This window comes from Pedobacter glucosidilyticus DSM 23534 (assembly GCF_000425145.1).
GTDB classification, from domain to species: Bacteria; Bacteroidota; Bacteroidia; order Sphingobacteriales; family Sphingobacteriaceae; genus Pseudopedobacter; species Pseudopedobacter glucosidilyticus.
In genome coordinates, this window is record NZ_KE384312.1 from 168,869 (window position 1) to 182,752 (window position 13,884).

Consider the following 13,884-nt stretch of genomic DNA (forward strand, 5'->3'; position numbering starts at 1 on the left):
AAGATGAAAAAGAATATAATCATATTTGGATTAGCATTTTTATCACTTACATCATGTGATAAGATGTTAGATGTAGATCCAAAGATATCGGGTAGAGCTTTAACAGATTTTTCTTTTGAAACGTTGCAAGGCGTTAGACAGGCATCTGTAGGTTTATATCCTCCTGTTTTGGGTGTGTACAGAAATATCTGGCAATTAGATGTCATGAGTGATGATGCACACAACACCGTTGCAGATGGATTAGAGACCAACTCTTTAGACAACAGAAGTGGGTTTGCTTATAACCTTTGGGCCGATTCTTACACAGGAATAAGCCGTTGTAATACTTTTTTAACTCGTGTGCCGGCTTTACAAACTCTTCCTGGTAATGAAACAGCTTTAAAAAACCAATTTTTAGGCGAAGCCTATTTTTTAAGAGCTTTACACTATTTTAATTTGGTGAGATTATACGGAGATGTTCCTTTGGTAACTGTAGAGCCAACTAATGTTAACCAGTTGTATATCCCTAGAACGCCAGCGGCACAGGTGTTTGCACAAATTGAAAGCGATTTATTACAAGCCATTTCTTTACTGCCAGCAAGATACCCTAATGCGGCTATAGTACAACCTATAGCTCCAAATATTGGTGGACATACAGAAGTTGGTAGAGCAACTTCTGGGGCAGCCAGAACATTATTAGGCCACATGTATCTTACTACTGGTAATAATATTAAAGCAGAAGAGCAATTACAAGCTGTAGTAAATTCAGGTGTATACTCTCTAAATAGCAATTACGCAACTAACTTTGGCGCTTTACCAGGTGGTACAAAAAATGGTGTTGAATCTATTTTTGAAGCGCAATTTGCTCCCCAAGGTACGCTAGCTGGGGCACAAAACGACTTTGGATGGCAGTTTGCACCACCAGATGAGTTAAGTGGCGGTGTTGCTGGTTTTAACCGTTATATGCCTACCAATAAGGCTTTAACTTTAGCATCAGACCTAAACAATACCTTGGTAGAAAGCTTTAGCACTTCTGATTTAAGATTAAACTTATCTGTAAGAACAAATGGTGGTACGCCTACCGTAGCAGTTTCAAGAAAATTTTATTCACAAGGTACGGGTAATACTTCTTCCATAAACTGGGTAGTATACCGTTATGCTGATGTTTTATTGATGTTAGCAGAAGCACAACAAGCGCAAGGTAACAAAGATGTTCAGGCATTGGCTAATTTAAACCTAGTACACAATCATCCAAGAACAGGTTTAGCAGCTTATGTGGGCTTAACGGGTAATGCTTTACGCGATGCAATCAGATTGGAGAGAAGATTAGAGCTGAACTTAGAGGGAAAAAGATGGTTTGATTTATTGAGATGGGGAAATATTGTACAAGTGATGCAAGCACATAACAGACCAATACAAGCTAATACAGGTGGTTTATTGCCAATACCTAGAGCCGAAATGGATCTTAATCCTAACCTAACACCAAATCCAGGTTATAATTAATTTAAAATCAGAAAAATGAAATCGAAAAAATATATCCTATATAGCATAGCTTTATTTGCTGCTGCTTTTAGCGCTTGTAAAGAAGAAACTAGAGAAGGTATTACAGATGCGCCGGACATGGCTAAAGTTGCCATTATGCAAACAGCTACTGAAGTAAGACCGGGTTTAACCACCCATAATCCAACTAGTTTGGTATTAGGTTATTACTTTAACTTAGATGGAAGAAGGTTATATTCTCAAGTAATGCAAGTTAACCGTACTACTGGTTATTTTTTAACCTCTCCAGGAAGCAAAAATTTATTAATAGACAGCACAAGGTATGTAGCTGATTTTATCCAGCCACACGCTAATGTTGCTTCTGTTCCTTTAAATTTAGAAAGAGGTAAATATTACTCGGTATTTTTAGGTGGTAGGATTCAGGCACCAGACGTTTTAGTTACTGAGGATAATTTTACCAGACCAGTTGCGGGTAAAGCAAGTATCCGTTTTGTACACATGTCGCCAGATACAGGTCCAATTGATTTGGCAACAGGGCCTTCTACTGCTACACCAGCAAGTTTATCTACATTAATCAGTAATTTAGCTTTTAAAAATGCAAGTCAGTTTGTTACAGTAGATGCAGGTGGTTATAAATTGAGTATTCGTCCAACAGGGGTGACTACAGCTATTCCAACATTTACTTCTTCTGTCGCTGTTAATAATAGCCAGATATTGCCAACTTGGATCAATATGGCTACATCTACAAGCGATGAGTTTACTTTGAAATTTGAGTCTGGTAAAGTTTATACCATGGTGTTAAGAGGTTATCGAAACGTTAACTTAACTAACCCAACCCAAATTGGCTCAAACCTGAATAGAATAAATGTGGGTACAGTTATCAATATGTATTGGTAGTTTCCCATTAAAGTTTAATTTGTTGTGATAATGTTAAAGCGCCCGGATTTATGCCGGGTGCTTTATTTTTAAAGAAACCTTTATAATATGAATCTAAAACCAATCATTTTTGCCTGCTTGTTCTTTTTTGGAAACCCATTATTTGCTCAAAAATTTTTTAATAAGGCTGTTCTTACTGCTGAGACACATTTAAACAACATGGTGGCTAAAGAAACTGATCCTTTAGTTATACCACGCTCTCTTTTTAATGATGGTTCTTTTAAAAGTGTTGATATGTACGATTGGACAAGCGGTTTTTTTGCTGGTAATTTATGGTATGGTTACGAGCTTAGTGAAAACACCAATTTAAAACAGGAAGCCATTAAATGGACAAAAGCTTTAGAGCCTATTAAGTTTTATACTGAAAATCATGATTTAGGTTTTATGGCCTATTGCAGTTTTGGAAATGCGTACAGGCTTACTAAAGAAACTTATTATAAGGATGTACTGATAGAAGCAGCAAAGTCTTTAGCTACCAGATATAACCCAACAGTTAAAGCTATCAAATCATGGAATGATTTTCCGGCTGCCGATAGCGTAAATATTTATAATTTCCCAGTCATCATAGATAATATGATGAATTTAGAACTGTTATTTTTTGCTAGTAAAGAAAGCGGAAATCCTTATTTTAAAGATATAGCTATTGCACACGCCAATACAACCATTAAACATCACTTCAGAGAGGATTATAGTACTTATCATGTGCTGTGTTATGATACCCTCACTGCAAAACCCATAGTTAAAGAAACCAACCAAGGTTATGCGCATGAGTCTGCTTGGTCTAGGGGACAAGCTTGGGGCTTATATGGTTTTACGGTTTGTTACAGAGAAACAAAAGACCCTCAGTATTTACAACAGGCAGAAAAAATTGCACAATTTATCATCAATCATCCAAACCTTCCAAAAGATGGGGTTCCATATTGGGATTATCATGTAAATCAACCAAATTACAAACCTGTTTTTAACTATCAACCAAATCAATATCCTATTGTGCCGAGAGACGCATCAGCAGCAGCTATCACAAGTTCTGCATTGTTTGAATTGAGTAAATACAGTAAGGAATCTGCGCAGCTTTATGAAGATTTTGCCATCAAAATTTTAAAATCATTAAGTAAAAAGCAGTATTTAGCTAAACCTCAAACAAATCATCATTTCATTCTAAAACACAGTGTTGGAAGCCTACCTCATAACAAAGAAGTAAATGTACCTTTAGTATATGCAGATTATTATTATCTGGAAGCTTTGTTAAGATATCAGGCTTTAAAATAAAGCAATTAAATTGTTTTAAAAATCAGCTGTTTATGATAAGATTTTAATAAATTAAATCAAGTGATTTTTTAATAAAGATATAGTTAAAAAATGCCAATAAAGTTATAAAGATGGTCAATCTAATTTAAAACTGTAAAGCGTAATATAATTAATATAGCCGCAGATTTATAAATTGATATCATGCCATTAAAATTCTTGATTTTACATTTTTTAATATTTTTATCTTCTTATTTGTACGCACAAACGCCTAGTGAGTTAGCTAACGTTAACATAGATTTAACTTATACCACTCACGCTATAAACGGCACTGATTTTCCAACTGCTATTGCTTCCCATAAAGGAAATATTTATTATGCGTATTTAGATGCTACACTATATGGTTGTATTGCTAAAAAAGATAAAAATGGGATAATCACTACCCAAATCATCATACCTAACGTTGCTGATAATGCCTACCATACCATGGTTGGTTTAGCTATAGACGCCGAAGGTTATATCCATTATATCGGTAACATGCACCAAACCCCAATGGTTTATTACAGATCTGTTAGGGCCGAAGATATAAGTGCTTTTACTGCGCTACATGGCGATGTTGCCAACGGTGGAATATTTGGCCCAGTAGGTGTAACTTATGGTAGATTTGTCCAAAGCAGAAAAGGAACTTTATTTTTCTTATCCAGACAAAGGTTAAATACCGTATCAGAAGGTTGGGTACCGGGTATTATGGGTGGTAACATACAAGTTTACAATACCGATACCAAAAGATGGAGCCAACTAGGTTCTCTGGATTATACCTTTACAGGAGATAGAGGGCAAACCATTACCGGTGGTATGGACGCTAACCACCAAGTTAAAGCCGTATTTTGGGATTTATCCGGAGCCGGAGCCCCACCCAATAACGCTTATCAGGGTTATAAAATCAGGATAGTATTTGATAACAACAACCGTATGCACATGGTATGGAATGTGGCCAAAAATCCGGTGAGGACAACTGTCTCAGACACTCATACACATTTAATGTATGCTTATTCTGATGATGAGGGCATCACTTGGAAAAGGAGTAATGGTACTACATTAAGTTTACCCATAGCAACAGCTAATGGAGAAGTGGTGTACATGGAAGATCCTAATGTAAATGCACAAAGGATGTATAACTTTTGTAACATTATGTTTGGAAATGATAACCAGCCTACGATTTTACAACAATCTTATACACAAAACAAGATGTTAGCTTTTAGGTTAACAGGAGGCAATTGGGTAGATGTGAGCAGCACCATCAATTCCGCCTGGCCAGGCGAAGGTTATAACGATGGCAACGGTTGGATTACCTTTCCAGCAGGTTCATCCACCTTTAGAAGAACCAATGACAATGGAAGTACTTGGTTAAGTTATTCAAGTTTGCCTAGTAATACCGGAACACACAGTATAGATTATCAGTATCTATATGAAACAGGTAAAGTTAGACATCAAAGGGTATCAGGTACAACATCAACCGTACAAACCATCACCTTTAGTGGCTCTACCGGTGGGCAGGTAGCGCAGCCAGAAATTAGCGTGGTAAGTGGTAGCCATTATGTTGGTCATACTGATGTTGAGATAACTTGCCCTACATCCAATACCACCATCAGATACACAACAGATGGTAGCCTACCTACGGCTACAAACGGTACCGTTTATACCGGGCCTATTACCATCAACAATTCTGTAACATTAAAAGCCAGAGCCTTCCATAACACTAAAACCGAGAGTAGATTGGCGGCTTCTGAAATTGTTATAGAAGCTGTTTTACCTGTTTCTATCATCAACTTTAAGGGTTCTTTAAATAAACAAGGTATCTTATTAGAATGGAATACTTCGGCAGAACTAAACACAAAATATTTTGAGATTTTGGAATCTACAAACGGCGAAAATTTTAAAATCAAAGCCACACAAAAAGCTTTTGGCAAACCTTCTACTTATGCTTTTTTGGATAAAAATGTAAGTTTTGGCGAAACTTATTACTACAAGCTAAAAGCTGTTGACATGAATGCAAGCAGTACCATGAGCCAATATGTAGTGGTAGATTATCATGAAAACACTTATGGTATGATGATTCATACGGATATGCAAACCAAATCTATCACCTTAACTTCAAACCATGAAGATGTGATAGACATGGAGCTTTATAATTTAAGCGGTCAGCGTTTGCAAAAGAATAGTTTTTACAAAAAATATCATATAGATACAGCACTACTACAACCAGGTATTTATATCATTAAATGCTCAGCCAGTAAAGTTGGCATAACAAAAATGTATAAAGTAGCACTTTAAACTTAAAAGTTTATGGCATTATAAAATGCTTATAATGTGTAAGATACTGCCAATATAGTTTTATTTACAAGGGGTTAATTAACATAAATTTAGTTTAACCAATTATAAAACTATATGAAACTAAAACTACTTTTCCTAAAAGTGGTGATGTTGTACTGTTTAGTGCTTCATGCGCAAACTCCAGCAGAAACCACCAGTATCACTACCGATTTAACATTGACTACCCACGCCATCAATGGGGCAGATTTTCCTACAGCTATTGTAACTTACAAAGGGGTTATCTATTATGGTTATATAGATGCTAATTTGAACGGATGTATAGCCCGTAAAGATGTAAATGGTAATATCACCACAGCCATTGTAATGACAGGCATGACAGCCGATGATAACCATAATGAGGTTTCTATTGCCGTAGACGCAGAAGGATATATCCATTGGACAGGTAATATGCACCAAACCCCAATGGTTTACTATCGCTCTGCCCAGCCAGAAAGTATATCAAACTTTATCATGCTTAACTCAGATGTTGCTAATGGAGGTATCTCTGGTCCTATTGCTGTAAGTTATGGCAGGTTTATCCAGAGTAGAAAGGGAACCTTATTCTATATATCTCGTCAAAGAGTTAATACCGTATCAGAAGGTTGGGTACCGGGTAATATGGCTGGTAACATACAAGTTTACAATACCGATACCAAAAGATGGAGCCAACTAGGCTCTTTGGATTATGCCTTTACAGGCGATAGAGGGCAAAATATAACTGGTGGTATGGATGCTAACCACCAAACCAAAGCCGTGTTTTGGGATTTATCCGGAGCCGGAGCTCCACCCAATAACGCTTATCAGGGTTACAAGATCAGGATAGTATTTGATAACAACAACCGCATGCACATGGTATGGAATGTGGCCAAAAATCCGGTGAGGACAACCGTTTCTGATACACATACCCACTTGATGTATGCCTATTCTGATGATGAGGGCATCACTTGGAAAAGGAGTAATGGTACTACATTAAGCTTACCTATTACAACAGCTAATGGAGAAGTGGTGTACATGGAAGACCCTAATGTAAATGCACAAAGGATGTATAACTTTTGTAACATTATGTTTGGAAATGATAACCAGCCTACGATTTTACAACAATCTTATACACAAAACAAGATGTTAGCTTTTAGGTTAACAGGAGGCAATTGGGTAGATGTGAGCAGCACCATCAATTCCGCCTGGCCAGGCGAAGGTTATAACGATGGCAACGGTTGGATTACCTTTCCAGCAGGTTCATCCACCTTTAGAAGAACCAATGACAATGGAAGTACTTGGTTAAGTTATCCAAACCTTACCAGCAATACAGGTTCGCACAGTGTAGATTATCAATATTTATATGAAACAGGTAAAGTAAGATACCAACGTGTTACAGGCACCAGTACCTCTGTACATACCATTACTTTTAGTGGCTCTACCGGTGGGCAGGTGGCGCAGCCAGAAATCAGCATTGTTAGCGGAAGCAGTTTTAACATCAGCACCAGTGCTACTATAACTTGCCCTACACCCAATACCACCATCAGATACACAACAGATGGTAGCCTACCTACGGCTACAAATGGTACCGTTTATACAGGGCCTATCACCATCAGCAATTCTGTTACCTTAAAAGCCAGAGCTTTCTATAACACTAAAACCGAAAGCCGGTTGGCAGCTTCGCAAATCATCATCATAGGAGATAGTCAAGCTCCAAGTACACCGCAATCTTTAAATTCATCAGCAATAACCAGTAGCAGTTTTAGTTTAAGTTGGCAAGCATCAAGCGATAATGTTGGCGTAACAGGCTACGAAATTTTTAGAAACGGAGTATCTATTGCCAATGTAACCGGAACCTCTTATAACGCAACGGGTTTAAACGCTTCTACCACATATAGCATGGCAGTAAGGGCTTATGATGCAGCAGGGAATAACTCATCTTTAAGTAGCGCTTTAAATGTTACCACTCAGGCGGCAGTATCTACCTACAGGTATTTACGTTTAGTTGCCCAAGGAACAGTAGGTTTGGATGTTACCTTGCAAAGTATAAATTGGTTGGTAAACACAACTACTTATCCAAACCCACGTATTGATAATACCAGCAGCAGTAGGGTAGCCGCTAATGTATCTCTTACAAATGCGTGGCGGGCTTATGATAATAGCCTTACTTCTGGCTGGACCATAGCTTCTAATTTCCCGGCAACTATTGATGTAGATTTAGGTGCAGGTAATGGTATTACGCCTACAGGGATTGAAATTGACGCCAACTCTGCAAACAGAGGTTTAAGTGCATTTATGTGCTATGGTTCTAATGATAATACAAATTGGACATTATTACACACCAGTTCTGGTTTAACCAGTAGCCATTACCCAAACAGCATAGGTACATTTACTTTTAATAACAATAACCAAAGCTATAGTGATGAGCGAAAAACACCTTTTTTAGCTTATCAAAAACAGGATGATGATTTTTTAAATGCTTATCCTAACCCTACAAAGGATATCATTTATGTTAACCAAGATGCTGCTAAATGTTTTCTTACCCTTTATACCTTAATAGGTACACAGCTTTATCAAAAGCAAGGTAATTTCCTTAACCTGGCAGAACTGCCAGATGGTATTTACTTACTTAAAATAACTGTAAATGAAAAAATTAACTTTAAAAAAATTATATTAACAAAATAGATGTTATGTATAAAAGTATCTCATAGGAATGCTAATAAAGTTTAAGAAAATGTAAATATTGGTAAAAATATAAGTCGACAGTTTTTTTACTTTTAAATTCACCAATTATATAATATGTTATGAAAATAAAATTCTACAAATCTTTGATTATTCCTGCGTTATGTTTAGCTTTTAATGGAGTTGAAGCACAAACGCTTACCGTGGCTTCTGTTAAAGAAGCAGGTTTTGGTACGCCAAGTACGAACTCTGTTGTTGTAACAAGCGATGGGACTATTTATGCGATCGATCAATCTTCTATATCAGGTAGTCCTCGAATTACGAGAACTTTTTCTACTGGTCAAACTCAAACTACTTTTTTAACCATAGGTGCTGGGGCAACTGGTTTAACTTTATCTCCAGATGGAACAACTTTATATTATGCTACTACCGATGGAGTAATTAATAAAGTTGACATAGCTACTGGTACTCGTACTGATTTATTGACTGGACAAGGTAGCGATGTAAGTGATATTGTTTTAGACGAGAATGGAGATTTAATTTTTGATAAAAGATTTAATGGTGATATTCATAAAATATCAAAAAATGGTGGAACAAGAACTACTCTTATAGACGGAACTAGAGCTGGTGCAGCTACTAATGGTGGAGATGGGGCATTACATACCGTTGCTAACACTTTTCAAACTCGAGATATTAGTGGTTTTGCCTATGACAAAGCTAGAAAAATTTTGTATGTAGCAGACCGCTCAAGCTCTCGCATTCGTAAAATAGATTTAAATCCGGCTAGTCCAACTTTTAATTTAATTTCAACTTACGCAGGTACAGGTACTGCTGGTGATGGTGCTGGTGGTAGTGCAGCCAATGCTACTGCAATTGGTAACGGAGGAACAGGAAATAGCTCATTACTTGGAATGCATGTAGATGGTAATGGTAATTTATTCTTTACAGACAGACAATATGGTAAAATTAAAAGAGTAGATTTTGCAACTGGAATTTTAACAGTAGTTGCCGGTGGTGGTGCAACAGCTCTAAGTCCTTCTGCTAGCGCTTCACCAACCAGTTTTAATTTAGGTACAGGTGATATAGCAGACGTTTACATCGCTAATGGGGCTTATTATATCGCTAATGGATTTAATGGTAATACAGTATTAAAAGTTATAGACTCTACCCTTCCAGTTACCATTACAGGTTTTGCAGCAAAAGCAGTAAACAATGCTATTGTAGTACAGTGGAGAACACAGGAAGAAGTTGATTTTAGTAGGTTTGAGCTTTTAAGATCTACAGATGGTACTAACTTTAGCGTGGTTGATGTACAAGCAGCAAAAGGAAATGGTTCTTCCTACAGCTATTCAGATGCTAATGTTGCTTTAGGTACCACTTACTATTACAAGCTTAACAGTATAGACCAAAATGGTACATCAGTTTTAAGCCAGCCAACAGTAGCAAGTTTAGGTGGTGCAAGTGATGATATTGTGGTATTCTCTAATACTCAAAATAATGCTATCAACATCAATACAGCTAGTGCAGAGAAATTAAGTGTTAAACTTGTTAATTTAACGGGTCAGCTTATTTATAAAGGAGATTTTTCTGGCAATCAAAGTATAGCCACTTCTTCTTATGCAAAAGGTATTTATGTGGTAACCATTACAAATGCTAGTGGCAAAGTTATTAAAGTACAAAAAGTTGTAATTTAAGTTTAATAGGTTGGATGTGTTAAAATCCTGTGTTTTTAAACACAGGATTTTTTTATTTAAATATAAATTATAACAGATATTTAGGTAAATATAATTTAAAGATATGCCAAGTTAATAAAATCAGAATCTAAAAAATAGCCTATTTTAGCCATTTCAAGCCAATATAAATTATAAAGTTAAAATCATGAAAATCAAATTTGCTTGCTTAGTATTAAGCTTATTTATCACAACAACAGGTATTGCACAAAAAAAATACGAACCTACCTGGGAGTCTATAGACAGTAGGCCAGTACCACAATGGTTCCAAGATGCTAAATTTGGTATTTTTATACATTGGGGTGTATATTCTGTCCCTTCTTATATTTATATCAACCGAGAAGGGTCTGTTTATGATTGTTATGCCGAATGGTATGAAATACTTGCCATGTCTAGAAAAGGGCCAAGTAGAGATTTTCATGATAAAATGTATGGTAAAAATTTTGGTTACAGACAGTTTGCGCCTATGTTTAAGGCAGAACTTTGGAATCCGGATAAATGGGCAACCCTTTTTAAAGATGCAGGAGCTAAATATGTTATCCTAACCTCTAAACATCACGATGGTTATACCTTATGGCCTTCAACAAGTCCATATTCTAAAGGATGGAATGCCTTAGAAGTAGGCCCTAAAAGAGATTTAGTTGGTGATCTTACAAACGCTGTAAGAGCTAAAGGACTAAAAATGGGGCTATATTACTCCTTAATGGAATGGGAAAGCACCCCAACAGTTAGGCCAGGTAATTTTAACGGCTATTACCTTCCGGATTCTATCATCTCAAAATATAAAATCCCTGCTGATAAAATGATATCTGGACATATTATTCCACAAATGAAAGAGCTTGTGATGAAATATCAGCCGGCAATCATTTACCCTGATGGTGATTGGGACGAGGATGATGAACGTTTACAAAGCAAAGAGTTTTTAAGCTGGTTATATAATAATGCACCTAATAAAGATGAAGTAGCAGTAAACGATAGATGGGGAAAAGTAAGGGGCGAGCATGGTGGTTATTATTCAAGAGAATACGCTGATACAGATGATGTAAGTAATGACCATCCATGGGAAGAAATACAGGGAATGGGTTATTCTTTTGGTTATAACAGAAATGAGGATATACATGACTACCGTAGCTCTGAAGAATTGATCCACTTATTGGTAAATACTGTGGGTAGAGGCGGTAATTTATGTTTAAACGTTGGTCCAACGGCTGATGGTAGAATTCCAGTAATTATGGAGCAAAGGCTATTAGATATTGGTGAATGGCTAAAAATTAATGGCGAAGGTATTTATGGTACAAAAGCGTGGCATAACCCGGCAGAGGCAAAACTTGCCACAGCTAAAGTAGCAAGCACAGAAGAGAAAAAAGAAAAATCTGCTGCTGAAGCGGCAGCAACTTCAACCAACAAAGAAGTATTTTATACCTATAAAGGAAATGATTTATATATTTTAACAACCAAGTTACCAGAAAGCCATTTACATGTAGAGGGTTTAACTTTACCAAAAGGTCTTAAAATAGAACTACTGGGTGCTGATATATTACCAAAATACAAATCTAAAAGCGGAAAACTAAGTATAGAGCTACCAAAAGTTGCACCTAATGCCATTAAAAGTAAATACGCCTATGTGTTTAAAATTACTGGAGGTGCTGTAGATTTACCATCAAAATGAAATTAAAATTATAAATAAGCTATAAGGTTATATGATGTAAAGCTTGCTGAAATGATAATCAGCAAGCTTTATTTTTTAAAGAGCTTTAAATTTATAATTTGTCAATTTAGTTTAAAAAATAGCCAATTTATTATAATCAGCCAGCTTGCTTAATCAATATCTTTAGCATTTATAAACCCCAATATTATAGTCCCACTTCTTAATAAAAATTTTTAAGAATTAAATTTAATATGCTTACGAACAGGAAATATTTACTTCCATTTATACTTATTACAACGCTTTTTTTCTTGTGGGGTTTTGCTCACAATTTAAATCCCATATTAATTCCGCACTTAAAAAAAGCATGTGAGTTAACAGATTTAGAATCAGCACTGATAGACTCTGCCTTTTATATTGGTTATTTTATAATGGCCATACCATCGGGTATGCTCATGAAAAAGTTTGGCTATAAATCTGGTATTGTATTTGGCCTTTTATTGTTTGCCATAGGCGCTTTTTTGTTTTGGCCAGCCGCAGAATTGAGAAACTTTAGTTTCTTTTTACTTGCCTTATTTATCATAGCCAGTGGCTTAACATTTTTAGAAACAGCAGCCAACCCTTATATAACAGTTTTAGGCGAGCCAGAAACCGCCACCATCAGGCTTAATTTTTCGCAATCTTTTAATGGCTTGGCTGCCACATTGGCTCCTTTCCTAGGAGGGATATTTATATTATCAGGTGTTCATTTATCTGATGAACAAAAAGCAAATATGTCGCTTCTGGAGAAAGAAGAATTCTTAAGACAAGAAGCCCTTAGTGTACAAATCCCTTACCTTCTTATTGGTATCATTGTATTATTGGTTGCTATCATCATCTGGCGTGTAAAATTACCAGAAATAAGCGTCGATAATCATGAAAATTCCATATCCAAACGAAGCATTTGGAAAAATAAAAATTTAATTTTTGGTGTTATTGCTCAATTCTTTTACGTAGGAGCACAAGTGTGTGTATCAAGCTTTTTTATCAGATTTATTGGTGAGGCAGCCGGTGTAGCAGAAAAAGACGCAGCTATGTACCTATCTGTTGCCTTATTGGTGTTTATGATAGGCCGTTTTGTTGGAACATTTTTAATGAAGTATATCTCTCCAAGAGTATTATTAGCCATTTATAGTATAGCTAACGTGATATTGTTAATAATGGCTATTAATTTCGGTAATATGCTCTCTATCTATGCTCTAATTGGGGTTGAGTTTTTTATGTCTATCATGTTTCCAACCATATTTTCTTTAAGCTTAGATGGTTTAGGAGAAGAAAAGAAAATAGGCTCATCTTTATTAGTGATGGCCATAGCTGGAGGTGCTTTTTTTCCTTTAATTATGGGCAAAATATCAGATATGGTGAATATCCAAATCGCCTATATCGTACCTCTATTTTGCTTTTTAATAGTTTTCTTATTTGCAGTACAATCAAAAGTTAAGTTTAATGAATAGATATTGTTTAGCTCTGGATCTGATAGATGATGATGCTTTAATACAGGAATACGAACGCTATCATATTAAAATATGGCCAGAAATAGAAAAAAGTATAAAGGATAGTGGTATACTCAATATGCAGATATACAGGCTGCACACCAGATTATTCATGATTATGGAAACTACGGATGATTTTAGCTTTGCTGAAAAGGCAAAGAAAGACCAAGAAAATCCAAAAGTACAAGAATGGGAAAACCTGATGTGGAAATATCAAAAAGCTTTACCCCAGGCCAAAGAAAATGAAAAGTGGATTTTAATGAAAAAAATATTTGATTTATAAATA

Annotated in this window: 9 protein-coding genes; all 9 read left to right on the forward strand. The window is 36.0% G+C overall.

Annotated features, from left to right (window positions below; all coding sequences use genetic code 11):
- Positions 1–3 precede the first annotated feature (3 nt).
- The 9 genes from H510_RS0115210 (at position 4) to H510_RS0115250 (ending at position 13,881) form a co-directional block, all read left to right on the forward strand.
- Positions 4–1,482, forward strand: coding sequence for a RagB/SusD family nutrient uptake outer membrane protein (locus H510_RS0115210; RefSeq protein ID WP_081659302.1), 1,479 nt, complete (start codon positions 4–6; stop codon positions 1,480–1,482).
- Positions 1,483–1,497: 15 nt separating this feature from the next.
- Complete coding sequence (locus tag H510_RS0115215; RefSeq protein WP_026905090.1) at positions 1,498–2,376, forward strand: DUF4397 domain-containing protein; 879 nt, start codon at positions 1,498–1,500, stop codon at positions 2,374–2,376.
- 87 nt (positions 2,377–2,463) lie between these two features.
- Positions 2,464–3,684: a glycoside hydrolase family 88 protein gene (locus tag H510_RS19165; protein ID WP_051291309.1), complete on the forward strand. Its 1,221-nt coding sequence runs from the start codon at positions 2,464–2,466 to the stop codon at positions 3,682–3,684.
- Between the two features lie 180 nt (positions 3,685–3,864).
- A complete protein-coding gene (locus tag H510_RS0115225; protein ID WP_026905091.1) occupies positions 3,865–5,994 on the forward strand; it encodes a BNR-4 repeat-containing protein in 2,130 nt (709 codons plus the stop codon).
- 114 nt (positions 5,995–6,108) lie between these two features.
- Positions 6,109–8,694, forward strand: a complete 2,586-nt coding sequence (locus tag H510_RS0115230; RefSeq protein WP_081659303.1) for a BNR-4 repeat-containing protein — start codon at positions 6,109–6,111, stop codon at positions 8,692–8,694.
- 119 nt (positions 8,695–8,813) lie between these two features.
- Positions 8,814–10,385 (forward strand): T9SS type A sorting domain-containing protein, encoded by a 1,572-nt coding sequence (locus H510_RS0115235; RefSeq protein ID WP_026905093.1) that lies wholly within the window; start codon positions 8,814–8,816, stop codon positions 10,383–10,385.
- A 184-nt stretch (positions 10,386–10,569) separates the two neighbouring features.
- Positions 10,570–12,090 carry an alpha-L-fucosidase gene (locus H510_RS0115240; RefSeq protein ID WP_026905094.1) on the forward strand — a complete coding sequence of 507 codons (1,521 nt, stop codon included), beginning with the start codon at positions 10,570–10,572 and terminating at the stop codon, positions 12,088–12,090.
- A gap of 230 nt (positions 12,091–12,320) precedes the next feature.
- The gene (gene fucP, locus H510_RS0115245; protein WP_026905095.1) at positions 12,321–13,559 is read left to right on the forward strand and encodes an L-fucose:H+ symporter permease; all 1,239 of its coding nucleotides are present in this window, start codon (positions 12,321–12,323) and stop codon (positions 13,557–13,559) included.
- Positions 13,552–13,881 (forward strand): L-rhamnose mutarotase, encoded by a 330-nt coding sequence (locus H510_RS0115250; protein ID WP_026905096.1) that lies wholly within the window; start codon positions 13,552–13,554, stop codon positions 13,879–13,881. The genes fucP and H510_RS0115250 overlap by 8 nt, the downstream gene beginning before the upstream one ends.
- Positions 13,882–13,884 lie beyond the last annotated feature (3 nt).